Origin of the sequence: Pseudomonas sp. 3MA1 (genome assembly GCF_029237275.1) — a bacterium.
Lineage (GTDB): Bacteria > Pseudomonadota > Gammaproteobacteria > Pseudomonadales > Pseudomonadaceae > Aquipseudomonas > Aquipseudomonas fluorescens_AP.
Genome location: NZ_JAACFX010000001.1, coordinates 342,545 through 363,240, shown reverse-complemented (window position 1 = coordinate 363,240; position 20,696 = coordinate 342,545). Strand labels below are relative to the sequence as shown.

Below are 20,696 nucleotides of genomic sequence, written 5' to 3'. Positions count from 1 at the left end.
TGTCATCAACACCCTGTGCGAAAAGGCCCGCAGGGCCTTGCTTGGCGATCTCCCGCCGAACCTCCAGCGACCTCAAGCCCCCTGCGTCTCCTGCGCAGCCTGCGGCAGCGGCTACACGAAGCGCTGCAGGCCAAGGCTGTAACTGCGCGTTAGTAGCCACGCTGGATCTCCACCGGGTTTTCCAGGGGTAAACCATCGCTCCAGCGCTGCAGATTGCGCCCCAGCAAACGGGCGATATTCAGGTAGACCCGCGGCGAGTTGGCCGAGGTGTGGGGCGACAGGCGAATCCGTGGATGGCGATAGAACGCGTGGCCCGCGGGCAGCGGCTCGGGGTCGGCCACGTCCAGGCTGGCCAGGCCGATGCGCCCCGTATCCAGGGCCTGCAACAGCGCCGGCTGATCGATCAGCGCGCCGCGAGCGATATTGATCAGGTGCAATCCCGGCTTGGCCGCCGCCAGGACATCGGCGTCGATGATCCGCCGGGTGTGCTCGGTCAGGGGCACCGCCAGCAGCAGGTGATCGGCGCGGGCAAACAGCTCATGCAGGTCGGCCACCGGTTGAACCCCGGGCACCTCGAACGGCTGTGCCGAACGGCGCAGGGCCAGCACTTGCATGCCCAGGGCCTGGGCCTTGGGCGCCAGTTCGCGGGCAATGCTGCCAAAGCCGAACAGCCCCAGGGTGCTGCCGGCCACCGAGGCCAGCGGCCGTTGCTGCCAGTGTTCGGCGTGCTCGATCCACACCTGGGGCAGTTGCTTGGCGGCGGCGAAGATCGCCGCCAGGGCAAACTCGGCAATGCTCTCGGCGGTGCTGCCCCGGGCGCTGGCCACCGGCAGATCCTGGAACAGCCACCGGGGAAAATAATCCAGGCCCGAGGTCACCAATTGCACGAAGCCCAAACCGAAGGGCCAGCCCGCGGGCGGCTCTGGCGCATCACGAAAATCAGCGTGGGGCGCGGCCAGCAGCACCTGCACATCTCCCGGCAGCGCGCGGGGCAGCCCCCGGGGCAGGCTCAGTACCTCGACACCCGGCAACCCCTGGCGCAGTTGCTGGTTGAAGGCTTCATCCAACTGGCTGGCAATGCGCATCACACCTGGGCTCCCCGGCTGGGCAAGGCAAAGGCGGCGCGGCCCACGGCGCCGAGGATCGCGTCGTTCTGCGGGGTGTGGATGCGGCTGCACAGCACATCACGATAATGCCGCTCGATGGGGTTGCCCCGGGCCAGCCCGGGATTGCCGATGGCTTCGATGCCCAGCTCCACGGCGCTGATGGCGTTGCTGGTCACCAGGTACTTGATCTGGGTCGCCTCGCCCGGGGCGATCCGCCCTTCGGCGGCGGCATCCAGCAGCACCCGGTTGTTCAGCAACAAGGCGTCGATGCGCCCGATCAGTTCCTGGAAGCGCGGCAGGCTCGACAACGGCGCGCCGAGATTGGCCGGAGCGCGCTGGGCTAGCCAGCCCAGCAACCAGTCGCGAGCCGCGCGGGCCACGCCGTCGTAGATCGCCGACAGCAGCACCGCCAGCCAGAGCACGCCCTTGCTGTCCAGCTCCGAGGGGCGCGGAACATTGGCCGGCTGGATGTCCACCGCGTGTTCCTCGGGCACGAACACCTCGTCGAAGATCACGTCGTGGCTGCCGGTGGCGCGCATCCCCAGGTGGTCCCAGGTTTCCTCGATGCGAATGCCGGGGCTGTCGCGGTGCACCAGCCAGGTGCCCACCTGCGGCTCGGCCTCATCGCTGCGGGCCCAGACCGCCAGCCAGGTCAGCCCGGGAATGCCGGTGGAGTAGATCTTGCGCCCACTGAGCAACCAGCCACCCTCGACCCGTCGTGCCTGGGTCGCCGGCAAGCCGCCCCGAGCCGGGGTGCCGAGGTCCGGTTCGACCCGCAGGGCATTGATCAGCGCGCCCTCGTGCACCGCCTCGCGGGCCACGCGCTGGCGCAGGTGCAGGGGCCAGGCCGTGTTCTGTTGCAGGCGCGTGTGCTGCAGGTACTGCATCACCAGCACCAGCGCGGTGGAGGGCTCGCCCTGGGCCACGGCGCCGATCACCCGCCGCGCCTGGGCCAGGGTCGCCTCGCTGCCGCCCAGGGCCCGGGGCACGGTCAAGGCCAGCAGGCCATGCTGGTGCAGGCGCTGCAGGTTGGCGTGGGGAAACTCACTGTGGCGATCGTAATGGGCCGCGGTGGCGGCGAACTCCTCGCTCAACCGCTGCAGCAGGTCGGCGAACTCGCTGGAATCCGGATCAGGCACGGGACGGGACACGGACGGAGACGGTTGCACGCTGGAAAGGCTCATCGGCTGGCAGTCCTGCTCAAGGGGTGGGAAAGGTCGACGGCCGGCTCGGCCTCGGTTTCGACTCCAAGCAGTTGCAGCAGCCGCGCGCGCAGTGGCTGGAAGCCCGGAGTGGCGGCCTGACGCGGACGCGGCAGGCGGATCGGCAGTTGTTCGGCGATTTGCCCGTTGGCCAGCACCAGCACCCGGTCGGCCAGCAGCAAGGCCTCATCGACATCGTGGGTCACCAGCAGCACCGCCGGGGTGTGCGCCCGCCACAGGCGGATGATCAGTTGATGCATGCGAATCCGGGTCAGGGCGTCGAGGGCGGCGAAGGGCTCATCCAGCAGCAACAGCTGCGGTTCGCGTACCAGGGACCGGGCCAGGGCCACGCGCTGGGCTTCGCCGCCGGACAGGGTGCCGGGCCAGGCGCCCAACCGATGGGCCAGCCCGACCTCGCCCAGCGCCGCCTCGGCCCGCTCGCGGACTCCTGCCCCGCGCACGCCCAGGGCAACGTTGCGCCATACGCGCTTCCAGGGCATCAGCCGTGGCTCCTGGAACACCGCGGCCATGGCCGCGGGCACCTGCAAGCGGCCCTCATCGATGGGCTCCAGCCCGGCCAGGGCCCGGAGCAAGGTGGTCTTGCCCGAACCGCTGCTGCCCAGCAGGGCGACGAACTCCCCCGGGGCAATGTCCAGGTCCAGGCCGTCGAGCACCGCCTGCCCGGCAAAACGTCGGGTCACTCCGCGGCATTCGACGGCGGTGCGCACAGGGCGCGGTTGGGGCAATGACACAGTCATGGTCAGTTCCTGATAAAGGTCGGGCGCCAGGCCAGGGCGCAACGTTCGAGGCCGCGTACCAGCCCGTCGATGCCCAGGCCGAGCACGCTGTAGACCAGCAGGCAGATGACGATTACGTCGGTACGCATGAAATCCCGGGCGTCGTTGACCAGGTAGCCGATACCGGCGCTGGCGTTGATCTGCTCCACCACCACCAGCCCCAGCCAGCTGATGCCGAAGGCGTAGCGCAGGCCGACGAAGAACGCCGGCAGCGCCCCGGGCAGGATCACGTGGACAACCAGTTCCCAGCGCTTGAGGCCGAGTAGGGTCGCCGCCTCCAGCAGCTTGGGATCCAGGCTGCGGATGCCGGAGAACAGCGTGAGGTAGATGGGAAAGGTGGTGCCCAGGGCGATCAGCGCGATCTTCGGCGTCTCGCCCACGCCGAACCAGAGAATGAACAGCGGCACGATGGCCAGGAACGGCAGGGTACGCAGCATCTGCATCGGCGAATCGATGGCGATCTCGCCGCGCCGCGACAACCCCGCCAGCAGGGCCAGGACAGTGCCCAGGCTGACACCGATGGCCAGTCCGCTGAGGGCGCGCTTGAGGGACACCCACAGGTGCCCGCCCAACTCGCCACTGCCGAGCATCTGCCACAGGGTGTCGCCGATGGTGCTGGGGGCGGCGATGATCCGCGCCGGCAACAGCCCGCTGCGGGAGGCCAGTTCCCAGAGCAGCAGGAGCAACAGCGGGCTGATCAGGCGCAGCGACAGATTGCCCAGGAACTTCACTCCGGGGCGCTCGGTCCAGCGGGCAGACAAGGAGAGCGGGGCTTGCGCAGGCATTTCAACATCCCTATTTCAGCGCGTTCGAGCCCCATGCTAACTACATAAAAAACGTCCGTGAAATTCGTTTTGGTTCTAACTTAATATACAAAAAATGCATTCAGCAAATAGAGATATATGCAAACAAAGGATAAACCAGCAGGCGCCGATTTGCCCCGCACCCGCGGCTAGCCGACGCGCGCAGCGACCATTTCGCCAAACAGGCTCACCGGCTCCTGCAGGTTGCCAAGGAAGCGCGGGTGCACCAGCCACAGGTCGATCACCGGCTTGAAGTCGCTGACCGGCACTATCTCCAGCTTGTCCCGGTGGCTGCTGTTTTCCAGCAGCGGCAGCGGCACCAGACCATAACCCAGGCCATTGGCGATCAGCCCCAGTTGCAGCTCGGTGCCGAAGGTTTCCAGGTTGATCTGCAAGGTCAGGCCCTGGGCACTCAAGGCCCGTTGCAGGCCGGCCCGGAAACCGCAGCCATCGGGGTTCAGCACCCAGCCGCGCTGGTAGCAGTCGGCCAGCTTGCAGGAGCGCTTGCGCACCTCGACCTTGGCCGCCACCACCACCAGGTTCATGCTGCCCAGGGAGCGCCCCACCACCCCTTCGGGGAACACCTTGCCGGCGGGAAACAGCGCCGCCACCACGTCCAGCTCACCGTTCTCGACCTTGCTCAGCAGGTGGCTGCCCCAGCCGGTAGCCACCGAGGTCTGCAACTGCGGATAGAGGTTCTTCAGCTGGCTCAGGGCATCCAGCAGCACCACGTCGCCAATGGTCTGCGGCACGCCGATGCGCAGGGCGCCGCTGGGGGCGCCGTCATTGGCCACCAGCTCGTTCAGGGCATCGATGCTGCGCAGCACTTCCAGGCACTGGCCGTAAACCCGCAAGCCCATGCTGGTGGGCTTGAGCGGCTTGGTGTTGCGGTCCAGCAACTCCACCCCCAGGGCTTCCTCGAAATTCTGCACCCGGCGGGTGATGGCCGGCTGGGTCAATTGCAGGGCATCGGCCGCCTGGCTGATGGTCTGGCAGCGGATCACCGCCACGAACGCGTTCAGATCATCTATCTTCATTCTTTTTTCGCATAATAAATGACTGGAAAAATGTTAGAGAAGAATAATACCTTTTAGCTCGCCCGTGTAGTTTGCGTCATTTGCCTTGTGTCCACGGAGGGAGCCCATGCCCCACAACGCCGCAACAGTCGCTATCGATACACCCAACTTGGCCCGCCTGCGGGACTTTATCGCCGCCCTGGCCGAGCTGCTGGACAGCCATCCCGACGAGGCCCGGATACTGGAGCACGGCGCCGATCTGCTGCAGCGTCTGGTGAGCCAGGACGACTGGCTGCCCGATGAATTCGCCCAGCCCGACCCGCAGCGCTACCAGCAATTCCTGCTGCATGCCGACTCGCGCCAGCGCTTTTCCATCGTCAGCTTTGTCTGGGGTCCGGGGCAGCGCACGCCGATCCACGATCACCGGGTCTGGGGCCTGATCGGCATGCTCCGCGGCGCCGAAGACTCCCAGGGTTTCGAACGCCTGGCGGACGGCCGCCTGCAACCTGCGGGGGCTCCGATTCGCCTGGTGCCGGGGCAAGTGGAAGCGGTGTCGCCGCGCATTGGCGACATCCATCAGGTGACCAACGCCTACGCCGACCGGGTGTCCATCAGCATCCATGTGTACGGCGCCAATATCGGTGCGGTACGCCGTGCCGTATACGCTCCGGACGGTCACGAGAAGCCCTTTGTCTCCGGTTATTCCAACCGCTTGCTGCCTAACCTCTGGGACTTGTCGAAGGAGCCCCTGCAATGACCGATTTCCCTACCCGCAGCCCGGCGCAGATTCGTCAGGCCCTGCTCGAGCGCCAGGAACTGGCGCTGATCGATGTCCGCGAAGAGGCGCCCTTCGCCGAAGCCCACCCGCTGTTCGCGGCCAATATCGCGCTGTCGAAACTGGAGCTGGAGGTCTATGCGCGCATCCCCCGGCGCGACACCCCGATCACCCTCTACGACCAGGGCGAAGGGCTGGCCCAGCGCGCGGCGACCCGCCTGGGGCAACTGGGCTACCGCGATGTCGCCCTGCTCGAAGGCGGCCTGGAGGGCTGGCGCGCCGCCGGCGGTGAGCTGTTCAAGGACGTCAACGTACCGAGCAAGGCCTTTGGCGAACTGGTGGAAGCCGAGCGCCACACTCCGTCCCTGGCCGCCGAGGAACTCCAGGCACTGCTCGACCAGCAGGCCGACCTGGTGGTACTGGATGCCCGGCGCTTCGACGAATACCAGACCATGAGCATCCCCGGCAGCACCAGCGTGCCCGGCGCCGAACTGGTGCTGCGGGTGCGCGAGCTGGCTCCCGATCCGCGCACCCGGGTGGTGGTCAACTGCGCCGGACGCACCCGCAGCATCATTGGCACCCAGTCCCTGGTCAACGCCGGCATCCCCAACCCGGTGGCGGCCCTGCGCAACGGCACCATCGGCTGGACCCTGGCCGGGCAAAAACTGGAGCACGGCCAGAATCGGCGCTTCCGCCCGGTCGACGAGGAGCAGCGGGCCGAAGCGCAAACCGCGGCGCGGGCGGTCGCGGACCGGGCCGATGTGGCGCGCATCGACCTGGCCCAGTGGCGGCGCTGGCAGGCCGATGCCAAGCGCACCCACTACCTGTTCGATGTGCGCACTCCGGAGGAATTCGCCGCCGGCCACCTGCCCGGTGCCCGCTCCACGCCCGGCGGGCAACTGGTGCAGGAAACCGATCACTTCGCCAGCGTGCGCGGCGCACGCCTGGTGCTGGTGGACGACGACGGTGTGCGGGCCAACATGAGCGCCTCCTGGCTGGCCCAGATGGGCTGGCAGGTGGCGGTGCTCGACGGCCTGCGCGCCAGCGACTTCAGCGTGCGCGGCGCCTGGCAGGCACCGCTGCCGGACACCGCGCCGGCCGAAGAAATCAGCCCCCGGACCCTGGCCGCCTGGCTGGAGCAACCCGGCACCCTGGTGCTGGATGTCACCGCCAGCGCCAACTACGTGCAACGCCACATCCCCGGGGCCTGGTGGGTGCTGCCCAGCCAGTTGCAGGAATCCCTGGCCCGGTTGCCCCAGCCCGAACGCTATGTGCTGACCTGCGGCAGCAGCCTGCTGGCGCGTTTTGTGGTGCCCCAGTTGCAGGCCCTGACCCAGCGCCCGGTGTTCCTGCTCAGCGGCGGCACCACGGCCTGGATCGACGCCGGCCTGCCCGTCGAGGAAAGCCGTCAGCAACTGGCCTCGCCGCGGATCGACCGCTACCGCCGGCCCTACGAGGGCACCGACAATCCCCGGGAGGCCATGCAGGGCTACCTGGACTGGGAATTCGGCCTGGTGGAACAACTGCGTCGCGACGGCACCCACGGCTTCTTCGTGATCTGAGCCTTCGCTGGCAAGCCAGCTCCTACACTCCCGGGTTGGTTGCCACCTCCGTAGGAGCCGGCTTGCCGGCGAACAAGCACTCCGGTCGTGCCCTGCCCTCAGGAGCGTCGACGGCCAAGGCTGATGCTCAATCGGCTCAAGTGACAAATAGCAATAATTCTCGATATCATTTGCGACCTTGTGCTCAACGCGTCGTCAAGAAGGATATCCATGTCTCGCTCCAAGCCCGACTCTGCACTGGCGGACTCCGTCCGCGGGTTCTATGCGGATATCCTGCATTTCCTGCGTAAACGCACGGACAACGCCAGCGACGCGGCGGACATGACCCAGGACGTGTTCACCCAATGGCTCGATTACCGGGACCGGGATCAGGTCGAACAGCCCCGGGCCTTCCTGTTCCAGATGGCACGCAACCTGCTGCGCGATCACTGGCGGCGCCAGCAGGTGCGCTCCAGGGTGCATCACCCGGCCCATGCCGAATCCGCCTTGGACACTGAGCCCCTGGCCGACGAACAGCACGAACCACTGCCCGCCGCCCAGCGCCTGCAACGCCTGGAACAATTGAAGGAAGTCCTCGCCCAGCTCTCGCAGCGGCGTCGCGAAGCCCTTATGCTGCACCGCTTCGAGGGGCTGAGCCAGACGCAGATCGCCGAGCGCATGGGGATTTCCGTGAGCATGGTGGAGAAGCACATCGCCTTTGCCCTGCTGCATTGCAAGCAACACCTACAACGAGAAAATGGCAAGGAGCAGCCTGAATGACCCGCTTTTCCGGCCCACAGGACGACCTCGACAGCGAGCAGATCGATGCCCAGGCCGCCAGTTGGTTCGCCCGTAACCGCAATGATCCGGATCGGGCCACGCGCAAGGCGTTCGACAACTGGGTCAGTGAGCCGGCCCACGCCCGGGCCTATGCCGAATTCGAACAGTTGTGGGTCGATCTGGCGCAGTTGCAGCAACTGAGCCGCCCAATGCCGCTCCCCCGACGCAAGGCCTCCCACTGGCGGCCGGCCCTGGCAGTGGCGGCTGCCGTAGTGTGCGCGGTGCTGGCGCTCAACCTGGGGACGCCACTGGCGCCGTACCGGCAGCAGATCGCGGCACAGGAACAGGGCGCGCGAACCTTCAAGCTGCCGGACGGCAGCACCCTCTACGTCAATGCCAATACTCAGGTGAAGGTGGATTTCAGCGCCCGGCAACGGGATATCTACCTGCAGCAGGGCCAGCTGTTCCTGGAGGTCGCCGCCGATCAGGAGCGGCCGCTGTGGGTGCACAGCGGCGCGGCCAAGGTACGGGTGGTGGGCACCGCGTTCGATGTGCGCCGTGGCCAGCGCCAACTGGTGGTCAGCGTGGCCCACGGCCAGGTGGCCTTCAGTCCGGATGGCCGGCCCGGCGAGCTGACCCTGCTCGGCGCTCGCCAGCAAGCCACCTACGACCTGCAAAAAGGCACCCTGCGCCAGCAGACCCTGGACAGCGATGCAGTGGCCGATTGGCGCAGCGGGCGCCTGGCCTTTCGCAACCGCGACCTGGCCAGCCTGGTGGACGAGCTGAACCTCTACCGGCGGCAGCCGGTGCAATTGGCCGAGGGCTCCATCGGCGCCTACAAGGTGTCCGGCAACCTCGACGTCAACGACCCGGATGCCCTGGTCAAGGCCCTGCCCGCCCTGATTCCGGTGAAAACCCGGGTTCAGGCCAACGGTCAGTTGAAGATCGAAGCCCGCTGAACGACATATGAGAATATTTTGCATTCGCATATGAGGTATTTTTTCACTGCCGCGTCTTCCTCCTGTCTGCGCTCTGTGCGCAGCGCCTTTCTGGCCTTTAAGCCGCTCTGGGGGAAGTCATGTTTCGCGCGTTCTTGCCTGTTCCGTTAGTCCGTACCCGCCCGACCCTGCTCGCCGCTTGCCTGGCATTCAGCCTGCAAGCCTATGCCGGGCCGCTGCATTTCCAGCTGCCGGCGCAGCCTCTGGCCGCGTCCCTGAGCCAGATCGCCCAGCAGGCGAAGATCCAGCTGCTGTTCGATGAGCAACTGCTGCGCAACGCCAAGGCCCCGGCCCTGCAGGGCGATTACAGCCCGGAAGAGGCGATCCGCACCTTGCTGCAGGACGGCCGGTTCAACCTGATGAAAGTCGACAACACCTACATCGTGCGCCCTGCCGAGACCAACCTGAGCAGCGGTTCGGCCTTGCAACTGGGGGCCGTGAGCGTGATCGGCAACGGCACCGAGGTGGACGCCGCCAGTGTCGGTCGCTCGACCCTGAACCAGGCGGAAATCGATCGCCACCAGGCCACCAACGTGGTCAGCCTGATCGACACCCTGCCCGGCGTGAGCCTGGGCGGCTCGCTCAAACCCGGCGGCCAGACCATCAACATCTGGGGCCTGGGGGATGCCGAAGACGTGCCGATGAGCGTCGATGGCGCCACCAAAAGCGGCTTCGAACGCTACCAGCAGGGTTCGGTGTTCATCGAGCCGGAACTGATCAAGCGCATCGAAGTGGAAAAAGGCCCGCACTCCCCCGAGACCGGCAACGGCGGTTTCGGCGGCACCGTGCACATGGAGACCAAGGATGCCCCGGACCTGCTGCAAGACGGGCGCAACAGCGGCGCCATGCTCAAGTACGGCTACAGCAGCAACAGCCATGAACAGGCCTACACCGGCGCGGTGTACGGCCGCACCGATGATCAGCGCTTCGATGCCCTGGCCTACTGGACCAAGCGCGACGGCGACGACATGAAGATCGCCAGCGCCCAGCCCGACCCGAAGAACGCCTACCCGATCAACCCCAAGCGCCTGCCCAACACCGCCCAGGACATGCAAGGCGAGCTGTTCAAGCTGAACATGCAACTGACTGACGAGCATCGCCTGGGCTTGAGCTACATGCGCTCCAACAGCGACATCTGGGCGCCCTTCTCGGCCAAGAGCTACCCGACGCCGCCGAGCCAGAGCGATATCAACAAGTACGGTTATGACGGCGCCACCCGGCGCTTCCTGGCCCAGCGCAACACCATCGACACCACCTGGATCGCCAAGTACCAGTACACCCCCGTGGACAATCCCTGGATCGACTTCGAGGCCAAGTACTCCGATTCCACCACCGACCAGACCGACGAACGCGGGCCGAACGCCTTCTTCCAGCCGGCCTCCGGTGGCCGCAAGATCACCGTGGGCTATGACGACAAGATCCTGGCCCTGAAAAACACCAGCCGCTTCAGCACCGGCCCGCTGGAGCACGCGCTGACCAATGGCATCCAGATCCGCAAGCACACCCGCGAAGTCGACATGTGGATGCCGGGCAAGACCTATGAAGTGCCCAAGTACAACTACGGCCACTACCAGCCGGGCTTCATGCCCCACGGCAAGGTCGACAACAATGCCTTCTACATCCAGGACGCCATCACCCTGGGGGACTTCACCCTGACCCCGTCCCTGCGCTACGACCATGTGCGCAACCGCGGCCAGAAGAACGACGCACCGATCTACAACAGCCCCGACCCGGTGGCGGGCCACGATTACGGCGACAAGACCTACACCGGCTGGTCGCCTCGGCTGTCGGCGTTCTGGACGGTGACTCCGCAATTCGCCCTGTTCGCCGACTACAGCAAGACCTGGCGCGCGCCGTTGATCGACGAGCAGTACGAGGTCCAGTCGGCCGCCTCCACCCGTTCCGCCACCAGCCGCGACCTCGACCCGGAACGCATCACCGCGTTGCGCGCCGGTAACATCACCAGCTTCGCCGACGTGTTCACCCAGGCCGACCGCGTACAGGTGCGCACCACGCTGTTCCACAACACCATCAAAGACGAAATCATGAAGAACCTCGGGATCGGCTGCCCCGAGCAACTCAGCAGCGGCAAGAGCATCAGCCAGGTGTGCAACCAGCCGACCATCGGGGTCTATCGCAACATCGGCGACCTGACCATCAAGGGCTTCGAGGTGGAAAGCTTCTACGACTCGACCTACCTGTTCGGCTCGCTGTCCTACTCGTGGATCACCGGCAAGCATGAAGGGGCCTACACCAATCCCTGGGGGCCGAACGTCTGGGCCCGGGACATTCCGCCACGCAAGTGGGTGGCCAGCCTGGGGGTGAAGATTCCGCAGTGGGATGCGCAAGTGGGCTGGCAGGGCCAGTGGGTGCGCCAGACCGACCGGGTGCCCAGCGACATCTATTCCGGCGGCCCGGGCAGCGCCCTGGGCGACTCTTATTGGGACCAGTACAAGAACGACCGCTACAACGTGCACGGCCTGTTCGCCAACTGGAAACCCCAGCAGCCTTACCTCAAGGGCACCGAAGTCAACTTCACCCTGGACAACATGTTCAACCGTGACTATCGCCCACCGCTGAGCGGCGAGAACGCCTCCAGCCTGGGGCGCAACGCCAAGATCAGCGTGACCCGCTTCTTCTGACGATAAAGGGCTGCGGTGCAGCGAACGCACCGCAGCAGGCCAGCCGTTGGCCATCACGGATGTATTGCAAGCCGTTAGCCCGGCCCTGCCGCCCGCACCTGCCGGGCTAAGATCGACGCCCCCCTGAAAACCGCTGAAATGCCTTTGGGCGCTTTCAGTCAACTTCCCATTGATTATGTACGACGGTTGTCGTACAACCGAGAAGACATCATGGACAGAGGCTTCAGGAAGGTCAGGCGGGACCTGATCAATGCACTACAGGACGGCAACTATCTGCATGCCGCGCGCGGTTCGATCGAGGTCAAGAACCTGCTGGCCACGGGCGAAGTCTCGGCCGGTCAACTGATCGAGGTCATAGGCGCCTGCAAGGGCCAGGACCACAGTTGCAGCGCCCACCACAGCGTGCCGGGCATCGCGGTCCACGTGCTGAAAAAGGCCGGCTGGTACATCAAGTTCTACTTTATCGAGCCAGATGTGTGGTTCATCAGCGTTCACCGATGAGGGCAACCCATGAAACTCTTTCTGCAAGGCGACCGGGGCAAGGCGCTCTGCGAGCATTGCCAACAGGTGGTCGGCATCACCTACCTGCGGCGCGACGTCCCCTTCAGCGACGGCAACGGCCTGGCCCGGGACATCCTGGTGGGAGTCTGCGACCAGTGCGCCACCACCGTGGCCATTCCGCCCCAGTCGACACCGGCGATCAAGGAAGCGCGCAAGCAGTCATTGACCTCCATCGAGGCGCGGCTGCCAGCGGTCTACCTCGATGTACTGGATGCGGCGATGCACTGCGTGGTCCCGGATGCCGGAGTGCAGATGCGCAAACTGTTCCTCGGCTACTACTTCAGCGCCCCCGCGGCATCTTCCCTGGAGCAGGTGCACAGCGGCTTCGCCGCGTACCTGGTCGAGCAGGCCGAGGCCCGCCAGTTGCCTGCCGTGCAGGCCATGAAACGCCTGTCGCTGAAGGTCAACCACTATGTGGCCGAGGATCTTGCGCGCCTGCTGCAAGCCACCCGGATGACCCAGACCGAGCTGCTCAAATCGCTGATCGCGCAGATGCGCCTGGATGTGCTCGAAGGCGGCAACCCGGCGGTGATCGCCGACCTGCGCCAGCTGGCACGCCTGGGGCTCTAGCCCTCAGCCTTTGCCGCGGCCCGCCGCACGGCCCGCCCGCAGGAAATCGCCCCAACGGCGCACCAGATAGTTGTGCTCGTCCATCACCGAGTTCCACACGGCGATGTGCCCCATGCGCTGCGGGTAGGAACCGCCGTCGCGAGTCTCGCCGATATCGATCAGCGGCGCGCCATCGCTGCCCGGCAACTCTTCCCGGGCCGGCTTGCCGGCGTACCAGTAATCCCATTCCGCGCTGCTCAGGTGATCGCGGGTACGCGCCGGGTTGCCGATGTAGTAGCCCTGGCGCGCCATCACCGCTCCGGGCCAGCCCGACAGCCACCAGTTGAGATAGGCGTAGGCCGCGTCCAGCACCGCACCCTGGGCATGGCGCGACAACGACAGGCCGCCGAACCAGGCGCGGTAGCCCTCGCGCGGCACCGCCAGACGGTATTTGACCCCGGCACGGTGCAAGCGCATCAGGGTCGGCGACCACAGGCTCTGGATATCGATGCGCGGGCTGAGCATCAGTTGCGCAGCTTCTTCGTCGTCCGACCAGAACGCCGCGAAATGCCCTTCGCGCTGCTTGCGCACCAGGATCTGCGCCAGCCGGTCGATCTCCTCGATGCTCAGGTTGCCGATGTCCTTGAACGACTCCAGGCCACAACCCTGCACCGCCAGGGCTGCGTCCAGAGCGCCGATCGCGGCGTCGCTCTGCAAGGCGATACGCCCGCTCCAGGCCGGTTCCAGCAGCCAGCCCCAGCTCTCGTTGGCGCTGGAAAACCCCGCCGGCAGGCGCTCCGGGCGATAGGCGAAACTGTCGGCGTTGTGGGTCAGCGGCAGCATGCTGATGCGCTCGCTGACCGTGCTGCCCAGGCTGCCGTCGTGCTGCACATAGAGCCGTTCGCTGGGCACGCTGCCACTGCCCAGGCGATCGCTGGGCGACAAGCGTCCACGCTTGGGCAGGTCGTTGATCTCGTGCCACAGGGCAATGCGCCGGGTATCGATGGGCTGGATCGCCTGGGCCGGCCAGACGAAATCGACGTTGTGAAACCACTGGTCATAGAGGTCGTAGCTGTCCGGCTGCATCACCGCGATGCGCTGGGCCTGTTCCACATCGTGCACCTGATACACCAGGCGAATGCCCAGGTCCTGCTCGGCGCGCAGCCGCAGGGATTCGAGCAGGGTCACCGAGGTGCCCAGTACCCGCAGGGTGACCGGTTGCGTCGCCGCCATCAGGCACTCTCCCCAGCGAGCGGAGCGAAGCTGCGGGCAAACACCTCGAAAGAATGACGCAGTGGCTCAGGCTCCAGCCCGCGCAGGATAAACACCAGCCGCGAGCGATGATCGGCACTGGGCCAGCGCGGCAGATGTACGGGAGCGTGCAGGCAATGCTGCACGCCATGAATGACGATGGGGGCCTGGCTGGCGTTGATATTGAGCAATCCTTTCACCCGCAGAATTCGTTCGCCGTGGCATCTTAGCAGCATCGACAACCAGACCCCGAAGCCCACCCAATCCAGCGCTTGCTCGAACTCCAGGCTGCACACTTGCGCCGCGCCATGCTGTGGCGCAGCCGCTTTGAGTGGCCGCTGCAATTGCCAGCGCGCCACTTCCCGCTCGGCCGTCGCACCGCGCAGCCCCTCCCCCAGCAACAGCTGGTCACCGCTCTGGATCTGCTGGGTCAGCAACAGCGGCGCACCGGGATTGAGCCGCTGCAGATGCTCGCGCAACGCCGCCTGGGTCGCCTCGTCGACACAATCGGTCTTGCTCAGCAGCAAGCGATCCGCGGCCGCCACCTGGGCCAGCCACTCCGGGTGCAGGCGCTCCTGCAACTCCGCGTGGCTGGCATCCACCAGGGTCACCAGCAGGCCGATGTGCACCCGCCCGCGCAATTGCGGGTCGTTATTCACCGTGGCCAGGATCGGTGCCGGGTCGGCCAGCCCGGTGGTTTCCAGCAGCACCCGGCGAAAGGCCGGGACCTCGCCCCGGCTGCGCCGCGCCAGGAGCGCCAGCAGCGCCTCTTTCAACTCGCCGCGAACCGAACAGCAGACACAGCCGCTGGGCAGCAGCACGGTGTCCGGCGCGACCTCCTGCACCAGCAGATGATCGATGCCGATATCGCCGAACTCGTTGATCAGCAACGCCGTGTCGCCCAGGCTCTGATCCTGCAACAGGCGGTTGAGCAAGGTGGTCTTGCCACTGCCGAGAAACCCGGTGATGACGTTCAGCGGCATGCTCATGGCTGTTGCTCCAGGTGTTTGAGAAGCACGGGGTCGAGAGGATCGAGGGGTCGGCCGAGCATGGATTCGGCCAGGCTCCACAGCTGCTCCAGGCCGCTGGCCAGCTCCTGGCGGCCAGTGGCGCCGAGCAGCAAGTAGGCCGAGCCCTGGAAGTCTTCGACCTTGAGCCGCAACGGCGCCAGTACCCGATTGATCGCGGCGATTCTGCGCAAGCGTTCGCGACGCAGGGGCAGCTCATCCCCCAGCGGATCGCTCCAGTGCACGTCTTCGCCCAGCAGCCCGCATAAGCCGCACATGCTCAGTCCTCCTTCATGGCATGACATCCCCGGAGTTCGGGCCCAGGGTCTGGCCGACGAACAGGTTGCCCCCCGGCTCGCTGGCCAGCAGCACCGCGGTGGGCGCCACCTCATCGGCGAGGCCGAAACGCCCGAGGGGCAATTCGGCGGCCTTGGCGGTTTTCCAGGCGCTGCTGATGCCGGCCACCAGCGGCGTCTCGATCGGCCCCGGAGCGATGGCGTTGACCAGTACGTTGTCCTTGGCCACTTCCAGGGCCAGGGACTTGGTGAAACCGATGACCCCGGCCTTGGCCGCGGCGTAGTGGGTCAGCTCGGCGCCGCCCTTGATCCCCAGTTGCGAGGCGACGTTGATGATCCGCCCCCAACGTTGCGCCAGCATGTGGGGCAAGGCCCGCTGGCTGGCGACGAAGACGCTGGTCAGATCGACCCGCAGCATGTCGTTCCACATCTCGATGGAGAGGTCGACGCAACGGGCTTGGGTCAGCATGCCGGCGTTGTTGACCAGGATATCGATGCCGCCGAAATGCTCGACGCAGGCATCGACCCCGGCCTGGGCGCCTTCGACGCTGCCGACATCGGCCAGGCATTCGACGACTTCGGCACCCAGTTCGCGGCAGGCTTGAACACTCTCGGCCAGGCGCGCGGGGTCGCGGTCGGCCAGCAGCAGGCGAGCGCCGGCGACGGCATAGGCCCGAGCGATAGCGGCGCCGATGCCGCTGCCGGCACCCGTGATCACGGCGCGGCGGTTGTGCAGGTGTTGCATGTGCAGCACTCCTGAAAAAGCTCAGCCCCTGGACGCCCCCGAAGGGGCGCGGCTGATTTGCGGACGTTGAAGGTTTGGCGCTAGAGCGGTGAGCAGCCTCGGCGGCAGCTACAGGTCGCAACCGCAGCTCAGTCCGGCCAGCGCACCGTCAGGCCGCCATCGATGACGATGCTCTGCCCGGTCAGGTAGCTGGACTCGTCGCTGGTGAGAAAGCGCACCAGCGACGCCACTTCGTCGGCCCGCCCGACCCGGCCCAGGGGAATCGCCCGGGCCGCCTTGGCCAGGCCTTCCGGGCCCAGGGAGTTCCGGCTGTCCAGCGACTGCGGGGTCTCGATCAACCCCGGGATCACCGCGTTGCAGCGAATGCCCCGGGCCGCCAGTTCCACCGCCAGCGAGCGGCACAGCCCCGGCACCCCGGCCTTGGCCGCGGCGTAGTGGGCGTGGTCCTGCCAGCCATAGACGCCGCCGGCAATCGAGGAAATCGCCACCAGGGCACCGCCCTCCTCCATGTGTTTGACCGCCGCGCGGAAGGTGCGCATGACCCCGGTCAGGTCGACATCGAGCATGGCGTTCCAGGCTTGGTCGGTCATCTCCAGCAACGGCGCACGGCGCAGCAGGCCGGCATTGGCCACGGCGTAATCGAGGCGGCCAAAGTGCGCCACGGCCTGCTCGGCCAGGGCGTCCACCGAGGCGCTGTCGGTCACGTCCAGGGGCCGCATCAGGCAGTGCCCGCCCGCCTCGGCCACGAGCTCGCGGGTGGCTTGCGGGTCATGGGGGTCGGCGGGGAAATAACCGCCCACCACCGCCACACCGGCCCGTGCATAGGCCACGGCCAGGGCCTGACCGATGCCGCTGGCGGCACCGGTGATCAAGGCGACTTGTTGAGTCATGGATCTCTTTCCTTATTGAACGGTTTCAGGACGCACATGGCGCGCGGCGAACATCAGCGCACCGGAGAGAAAGCAAGGCAGCGCGCCGAAATACAGGGCCGAGGTCTGCCAGTCGCCACCGGCGGACAGCACCTGGGTGGCGCCGAAGCCCGCCACCACCGCGCCGATCGGGCCCATGGCGTGGATGATCGCGCCGCCGGTGGCGCGGATGCTGGTGGGAAAACTTTCGCTGATGAAGAACAGCGCCGCCGAGTACGGGCCGATCAGGAAGAACAGGCCCAGGCTGTAGAGGCCCACCACCATCGGCAGGTTGCTCGGGCCGTAGAGCATGCCGGCGAACGACAGGCCGCCGAGCATCCAGCCCAGGCCGATGACATTGCGCCGGCCGATCTTGTCGCCCATCCAGCCGTGGCTCAGGTAGCCGCAGTAGCCCACCAGGTTGGACAGCACCAGGATGATCAGCGAGTTCTCGAAGGAGATGTGGTGCACGCTGACGATCACCGATGTGCCCAGCACGCTGAACACCTGGATCGCCGCCCAGTTGAGCAGGATCGCCGCGCCGATCACCAGGGTCGCGCGCCGCGCCGGGCCACGAAAGGCCGCGGCCAGGCCGGCCTTGCTGTGCTCGTCGTAGTCCACGCCGTAAGTCAGCGCCACCGCCTGCGCCTCGCTGACCGAACCGCTTTTGCGCAGTTGGCTGATGCGCTGGTGGATCTGGAACTGCGGGCTCTCCTTGAGCTTGCGCGCCATCACCGCGATGACGATGGCCGGGATCGCGGCAAAGATGAAGCAGCCTTGCCAGCCGATAATCGGCAGCAGCACCGCGGTCAGCCCGGCGGCGATCAGCGCCCCCACCGGCCAGCCACCCTGCACCAGGCTGTAGATGAAGCCCCGGCGCTTGGCCAGCTTCGGATCATCGGAGGCCGCGTACAGCTCGCTGAGGTAGGTGGCGTTCACCGTTTCCTCGGCGTACCCCAGGCCACCCAGGGAGCGGATCAGGATCAGCGGCGACTTGCCCCAGGCGCCGCCGATGGCGGTCAGCGCCGAGCAGATGGCCGAGCCGCTGACGGTGAAAATGATGCCCATGCGCCGCCCCAGCTTGTCCACCAGCGGCCCGATGGCCAGGGCCACCACCGCGGTGCCCACCGCCACCCAGGTGGCGATTTCGGCCTGCTCGACCTCGCCCCAGCCGAAGTGCCGGCCGATCTCCGGCAGCAGGGTGCCAAACAGAATGAAGTCATACACCGCGAAGACCCAGGCGAAGAAGGCGATCCAGGTGGCGAAGCGCACCTGGTCCGGGGTCAGTTGCTGGGGTTTCCAGCCAGTCAGGTCGAGCTTGTTATAGATAGACATCAATCACGCCTCGATGAAGTGGCCGGGATCAGCGGTTGCGCGGGTGGCGGCGGATAAAGTCGTCGGCGATCTCGTCGAAGGTGACGAAACGCACACCGGCGTGGCTCTGGATGTGTTCGATCAGGCGTTCGAGCATCAACAGCACTTGCGGGCGGCCGGAGACGTCGGGGTGGATGGTCATGGTGAACACCGCGTGTTCGTGCTCGCGGTAGACCCAGTCGAACTGGTCGCGCCACATTTCTTCCAGGTGCCGCGGGTTGACGAAGCCGTGGCTGTTGGGCGCCTTCTTGATGAACATCATTGGCGGCAGGTCGTCCAGGTACCAGTTGGCCGGGATCTCCACCAGGTCGGTTTCCTGGCCGCGCACCAGAGGTTTCATCCAGGTGTCGGGGTGCTGGCTGTAGTCGATCTTGGTCCAGCTGTCGCCGACCCGCACGTAGTAGGGATGGAAGTCGTTGTGCATCAGGCTGTGGTCGTACTTGATGCCCTTTTTCAGCAGCAGCTCGTTGGTTACCTTGCTGAATTCCCACCAGGGCGCGACGTAGCCGGTGGGGCGCTTGCCGGTGACCCGGGTGATCAGCTCGATGGACTTGTCGAGGACGATCTCCTCCTGTTCGGCGGTCATGGCGATGGGGTTCTCGTGGCTGTAGCCGTGCACGCCGATCTCGTGGCCGGCATCAGCCACGGCCTTCATCTGCTCGGGAAAGGTCTCCATCGAGTGGCCGGGGATGAACCAGGTGGTGCGCAGGCCATAGCGCTCGAACAGCTTGAGCAGGCGCGGCGCGCCGACCTCGCCGGCGAACAGGCCGCGGGAGATGTCGTCGGGCGAATCCTCGCCGCCGTAGGAGCCGAGCCAGCCGGCCACCGCGTCCACATCGACACCAAATGCACAGAGAATTTCTTTAGCCATGAGCGGCCTCCAGTGATTGCTTGTTGTTGGAAAAAAGTCGTCGGGGCTTAGCGCGGCAGCGCCGCCTCCAGCGCCAGGGCCGCGCTCAGCAACTGCTGGTCATGGCCCTGGGGCAGGCTCAGCAACAGCCCGGTTGGCAGGCCCTGGGCATCGCGGCCGCTGGGCAGGGCCACCCCGGGCATATCGAGAAAACTGCCGGGCATGGTCAGGCGCAGGGTCGCCAGGTTGGTCCGGGCAAACAGCTCGTCGTCCTGCTCCAGAGGCGCCAGGGGCGGCGCCACATGAGCCACGGTGGGGGTGATCAGCACGGCGCCGTCCAGTTCGTCGTGAATCTGCTGCTGCAACTGGCGCCGCGCCTGGTAAAGCCGCAGCAGTTGGCTGGCCGGCATCTGCCGGGCGCTTTCCAGGCGCCGGCGGACCCGTGGATCGAGCTGTTCGGCGTACTCGCTGTCGAGCAACGGCTGGTGCAGGGCGAAGGCCTCGGCGGCGCCCAGCCAGCCTTGTTCCTGGATCAGTTGCAACGTCGCCTGCAGGCTGTGCAGCGGCCGTTGTTCCACCAGCGCCCCGGCCTGTTGCAGGCTGTCGATGACCACCCGCAGATTGGCCCGCACGGCGGCCTGGGTACGGCTGTCGTCAAGCACTTGCGAATCGACCCAGAAGCGTTGCCCGGCCAGGCTGCGGGGCGCCGGCAATTGCCGGGGATCGCCACCGCGCAACAGGCCGTCGATCAGCCAGGCATCACGCACGCTGCGGGTCAGCGGCCCGAGGCTGTCGAGGCTTTCGGCCAGGGGAAATACCCCCTCGCGGTCATAGCGCCGGGAGGTCGCGCGGTAGCCCACCAGGCCATTGAAGGCCGCGGGAATGCGGATCGAACCGGCAGTGTCGGTGCCCATGGCGATCGGCACGATAGCGGCCGCCACCGCCACCGCGGAGCCTGCCGAGGAGCCACCGGGAATCCGTGGCTGGGCATCGCTGTGGGGGTTGATCGGGGTGCCGAAGTGCGGGTTCAGGCCGAGCCCGGAATAAGCGAATTCGCTGAGGTTGGTCTTGCCCAGGCTGACCAGCCCGGCGCGGCACAACTGCCGCACGCTGGGCGCATCGATGCTGGCCGGCGGTGCCTCGCGACGCACCTGGGCGGCGGCGGTGGTGATGCTGCCGGCGAGGTCGAACAGGTCCTTCCAGGCCAGGGGCACGCCATCGAGCAGGCTCAGCGGCTGGCCATCGCGCCAACGGGCGGCAGCCGCCTCGGCCTCGCGCCGGGCCCGGGCCGGGCACAGGGAAATGAACACATGGGGCGTCGCCTCGGCCAACGCCAGGGCCTGCTCCAGAACCTGGACCGGATCGGTGCGGCCCTGGGCAAAGGCTTGGGCCATGGCCGTGGCATCGTTCAACGAATCAGCGTGCATGGTTCACTCCGCAAATCGATAAAATGTACTAATTATTAAAATGTACATTTTATCCAGAGCAGATTCCG

20 protein-coding genes are annotated in these 20,696 nt (G+C 66.4%); 7 read left to right on the top strand and 13 right to left on the bottom strand.

The features are described 5' to 3' along the window. Window positions 1-149: 149 nt before the first annotated feature. From GWQ44_RS01715 to GWQ44_RS01695, 5 genes are all read right to left on the bottom strand, one after another. Window positions 150-1,085, bottom strand: coding sequence for a D-isomer specific 2-hydroxyacid dehydrogenase family protein (locus GWQ44_RS01715; protein ID WP_275926513.1), 936 nt, complete (start codon window positions 1,083-1,085; stop codon window positions 150-152). Then, entirely contained in the window at window positions 1,085-2,290 is a 1,206-nt protein-coding gene (locus GWQ44_RS01710; protein ID WP_275926512.1) for an acyl-CoA dehydrogenase family protein, read from the bottom strand. The genes GWQ44_RS01715 and GWQ44_RS01710 overlap by 1 nt, the downstream gene beginning before the upstream one ends. Further along, window positions 2,287-3,066 (bottom strand): ABC transporter ATP-binding protein, encoded by a 780-nt coding sequence (locus tag GWQ44_RS01705; RefSeq protein WP_275926511.1) that lies wholly within the window; start codon window positions 3,064-3,066, stop codon window positions 2,287-2,289. Before GWQ44_RS01705 ends, GWQ44_RS01710 begins: the two co-directional genes overlap by 4 nt. A 2-nt stretch (window positions 3,067-3,068) precedes the next feature. Then, window positions 3,069-3,890, bottom strand: coding sequence for an ABC transporter permease (locus GWQ44_RS01700; RefSeq protein ID WP_275926510.1), 822 nt, complete (start codon window positions 3,888-3,890; stop codon window positions 3,069-3,071). A 167-nt stretch (window positions 3,891-4,057) separates the two neighbouring features. Continuing rightward, window positions 4,058-4,945: a LysR family transcriptional regulator gene (locus GWQ44_RS01695; RefSeq protein WP_275926509.1), complete on the bottom strand. Its 888-nt coding sequence runs from the start codon at window positions 4,943-4,945 to the stop codon at window positions 4,058-4,060. Window positions 4,946-5,051: 106 nt separating this feature from the next. Between GWQ44_RS01695 and GWQ44_RS01690 the strand changes: the two genes are divergently transcribed. The 7 genes from GWQ44_RS01690 (at window position 5,052) to GWQ44_RS01660 (ending at window position 12,791) form a co-directional block, all read left to right on the top strand. Then, window positions 5,052-5,681, top strand: coding sequence for a cysteine dioxygenase (locus tag GWQ44_RS01690; RefSeq protein WP_275926508.1), 630 nt, complete (start codon window positions 5,052-5,054; stop codon window positions 5,679-5,681). Continuing rightward, window positions 5,678-7,261, top strand: a complete 1,584-nt coding sequence (locus tag GWQ44_RS01685; protein ID WP_275926507.1) for a rhodanese-related sulfurtransferase — start codon at window positions 5,678-5,680, stop codon at window positions 7,259-7,261. Before GWQ44_RS01690 ends, GWQ44_RS01685 begins: the two co-directional genes overlap by 4 nt. Window positions 7,262-7,471: 210 nt before the next feature. Then, window positions 7,472-8,020 (top strand): RNA polymerase sigma factor, encoded by a 549-nt coding sequence (locus tag GWQ44_RS01680; RefSeq protein WP_275926506.1) that lies wholly within the window; start codon window positions 7,472-7,474, stop codon window positions 8,018-8,020. Continuing rightward, complete coding sequence (locus GWQ44_RS01675) at window positions 8,017-8,979, top strand: FecR domain-containing protein (RefSeq protein ID WP_275926505.1); 963 nt, start codon at window positions 8,017-8,019, stop codon at window positions 8,977-8,979. Before GWQ44_RS01680 ends, GWQ44_RS01675 begins: the two co-directional genes overlap by 4 nt. A gap of 119 nt (window positions 8,980-9,098) precedes the next feature. Further along, window positions 9,099-11,660, top strand: a complete 2,562-nt coding sequence (locus GWQ44_RS01670) for a TonB-dependent receptor (protein ID WP_275926504.1) — start codon at window positions 9,099-9,101, stop codon at window positions 11,658-11,660. A 210-nt stretch (window positions 11,661-11,870) separates the two neighbouring features. Next, window positions 11,871-12,161 carry a hypothetical protein gene (locus GWQ44_RS01665; RefSeq protein ID WP_233172442.1) on the top strand — a complete coding sequence of 97 codons (291 nt, stop codon included), beginning with the start codon at window positions 11,871-11,873 and terminating at the stop codon, window positions 12,159-12,161. 9 nt (window positions 12,162-12,170) lie between these two features. Further along, the gene (locus GWQ44_RS01660) at window positions 12,171-12,791 is read left to right on the top strand and encodes a hypothetical protein (protein WP_275926503.1); all 621 of its coding nucleotides are present in this window, start codon (window positions 12,171-12,173) and stop codon (window positions 12,789-12,791) included. 3 nt (window positions 12,792-12,794) lie between these two features. Here GWQ44_RS01660 and GWQ44_RS01655 read toward each other — a convergent pair whose 3' ends face one another. The 8 genes from GWQ44_RS01655 to GWQ44_RS01620 all read right to left on the bottom strand — a co-directional run bounded on the left by GWQ44_RS01655 (window position 12,795) and on the right by GWQ44_RS01620 (window position 20,628). After that, window positions 12,795-14,003 (bottom strand): extracellular solute-binding protein, encoded by a 1,209-nt coding sequence (locus GWQ44_RS01655; RefSeq protein ID WP_275926502.1) that lies wholly within the window; start codon window positions 14,001-14,003, stop codon window positions 12,795-12,797. After that, entirely contained in the window at window positions 14,003-15,010 is a 1,008-nt protein-coding gene (locus tag GWQ44_RS01650; protein ID WP_275926501.1) for a GTP-binding protein, read from the bottom strand. The genes GWQ44_RS01655 and GWQ44_RS01650 overlap by 1 nt, the downstream gene beginning before the upstream one ends. After that, window positions 15,007-15,306 carry a hypothetical protein gene (locus GWQ44_RS01645; protein ID WP_275926500.1) on the bottom strand — a complete coding sequence of 100 codons (300 nt, stop codon included), beginning with the start codon at window positions 15,304-15,306 and terminating at the stop codon, window positions 15,007-15,009. Before GWQ44_RS01645 ends, GWQ44_RS01650 begins: the two co-directional genes overlap by 4 nt. Before the next feature lie 13 nt (window positions 15,307-15,319). Continuing rightward, window positions 15,320-16,069, bottom strand: a complete 750-nt coding sequence (locus tag GWQ44_RS01640; protein ID WP_102878671.1) for an SDR family NAD(P)-dependent oxidoreductase — start codon at window positions 16,067-16,069, stop codon at window positions 15,320-15,322. A 128-nt stretch (window positions 16,070-16,197) separates the two neighbouring features. Continuing rightward, window positions 16,198-16,959 (bottom strand): SDR family NAD(P)-dependent oxidoreductase, encoded by a 762-nt coding sequence (locus GWQ44_RS01635; RefSeq protein ID WP_275926499.1) that lies wholly within the window; start codon window positions 16,957-16,959, stop codon window positions 16,198-16,200. A 12-nt stretch (window positions 16,960-16,971) separates the two neighbouring features. Further along, entirely contained in the window at window positions 16,972-18,312 is a 1,341-nt protein-coding gene (locus tag GWQ44_RS01630) for an MFS transporter (RefSeq protein WP_060837915.1), read from the bottom strand. 28 nt (window positions 18,313-18,340) lie between these two features. Next, window positions 18,341-19,222 carry a polysaccharide deacetylase gene (locus tag GWQ44_RS01625; protein WP_060837914.1) on the bottom strand — a complete coding sequence of 294 codons (882 nt, stop codon included), beginning with the start codon at window positions 19,220-19,222 and terminating at the stop codon, window positions 18,341-18,343. Between the two features lie 47 nt (window positions 19,223-19,269). After that, entirely contained in the window at window positions 19,270-20,628 is a 1,359-nt protein-coding gene (locus GWQ44_RS01620; RefSeq protein ID WP_275926498.1) for an amidase, read from the bottom strand. Between the last annotated feature and the right edge of the window lie 68 nt (window positions 20,629-20,696).

What these genes read in the sequence shown, in the direction of transcription:
- GWQ44_RS01715 (WP_275926513.1), bottom strand. Translation starts at nt 1,085, where the DNA reads ATGCGCATTGCCAGCCAGTTGGATGAAGCCTTCAACCAGCAACTGCGC.
- GWQ44_RS01710 (WP_275926512.1), bottom strand. Translation starts at nt 2,290, where the DNA reads ATGAGCCTTTCCAGCGTGCAACCGTCTCCGTCCGTGTCCCGTCCCGTG.
- GWQ44_RS01705 (WP_275926511.1), bottom strand. Translation starts at nt 3,066, where the DNA reads ATGACTGTGTCATTGCCCCAACCGCGCCCTGTGCGCACCGCCGTCGAA.
- GWQ44_RS01700 (WP_275926510.1), bottom strand. Translation starts at nt 3,890, where the DNA reads ATGCCTGCGCAAGCCCCGCTCTCCTTGTCTGCCCGCTGGACCGAGCGC.
- GWQ44_RS01695 (WP_275926509.1), bottom strand. Translation starts at nt 4,945, where the DNA reads ATGAAGATAGATGATCTGAACGCGTTCGTGGCGGTGATCCGCTGCCAG.
- GWQ44_RS01690 (WP_275926508.1), top strand. Translation starts at nt 5,052, where the DNA reads ATGCCCCACAACGCCGCAACAGTCGCTATCGATACACCCAACTTGGCC.
- GWQ44_RS01685 (WP_275926507.1), top strand. Translation starts at nt 5,678, where the DNA reads ATGACCGATTTCCCTACCCGCAGCCCGGCGCAGATTCGTCAGGCCCTG.
- GWQ44_RS01680 (WP_275926506.1), top strand. Translation starts at nt 7,472, where the DNA reads ATGTCTCGCTCCAAGCCCGACTCTGCACTGGCGGACTCCGTCCGCGGG.
- GWQ44_RS01675 (WP_275926505.1), top strand. Translation starts at nt 8,017, where the DNA reads ATGACCCGCTTTTCCGGCCCACAGGACGACCTCGACAGCGAGCAGATC.
- GWQ44_RS01670 (WP_275926504.1), top strand. Translation starts at nt 9,099, where the DNA reads ATGTTTCGCGCGTTCTTGCCTGTTCCGTTAGTCCGTACCCGCCCGACC.
- GWQ44_RS01665 (WP_233172442.1), top strand. Translation starts at nt 11,871, where the DNA reads ATGGACAGAGGCTTCAGGAAGGTCAGGCGGGACCTGATCAATGCACTA.
- GWQ44_RS01660 (WP_275926503.1), top strand. Translation starts at nt 12,171, where the DNA reads ATGAAACTCTTTCTGCAAGGCGACCGGGGCAAGGCGCTCTGCGAGCAT.
- GWQ44_RS01655 (WP_275926502.1), bottom strand. Translation starts at nt 14,003, where the DNA reads ATGGCGGCGACGCAACCGGTCACCCTGCGGGTACTGGGCACCTCGGTG.
- GWQ44_RS01650 (WP_275926501.1), bottom strand. Translation starts at nt 15,010, where the DNA reads ATGAGCATGCCGCTGAACGTCATCACCGGGTTTCTCGGCAGTGGCAAG.
- GWQ44_RS01645 (WP_275926500.1), bottom strand. Translation starts at nt 15,306, where the DNA reads ATGTGCGGCTTATGCGGGCTGCTGGGCGAAGACGTGCACTGGAGCGAT.
- GWQ44_RS01640 (WP_102878671.1), bottom strand. Translation starts at nt 16,069, where the DNA reads ATGCAACACCTGCACAACCGCCGCGCCGTGATCACGGGTGCCGGCAGC.
- GWQ44_RS01635 (WP_275926499.1), bottom strand. Translation starts at nt 16,959, where the DNA reads ATGACTCAACAAGTCGCCTTGATCACCGGTGCCGCCAGCGGCATCGGT.
- GWQ44_RS01630 (WP_060837915.1), bottom strand. Translation starts at nt 18,312, where the DNA reads ATGTCTATCTATAACAAGCTCGACCTGACTGGCTGGAAACCCCAGCAA.
- GWQ44_RS01625 (WP_060837914.1), bottom strand. Translation starts at nt 19,222, where the DNA reads ATGGCTAAAGAAATTCTCTGTGCATTTGGTGTCGATGTGGACGCGGTG.
- GWQ44_RS01620 (WP_275926498.1), bottom strand. Translation starts at nt 20,628, where the DNA reads ATGCACGCTGATTCGTTGAACGATGCCACGGCCATGGCCCAAGCCTTT.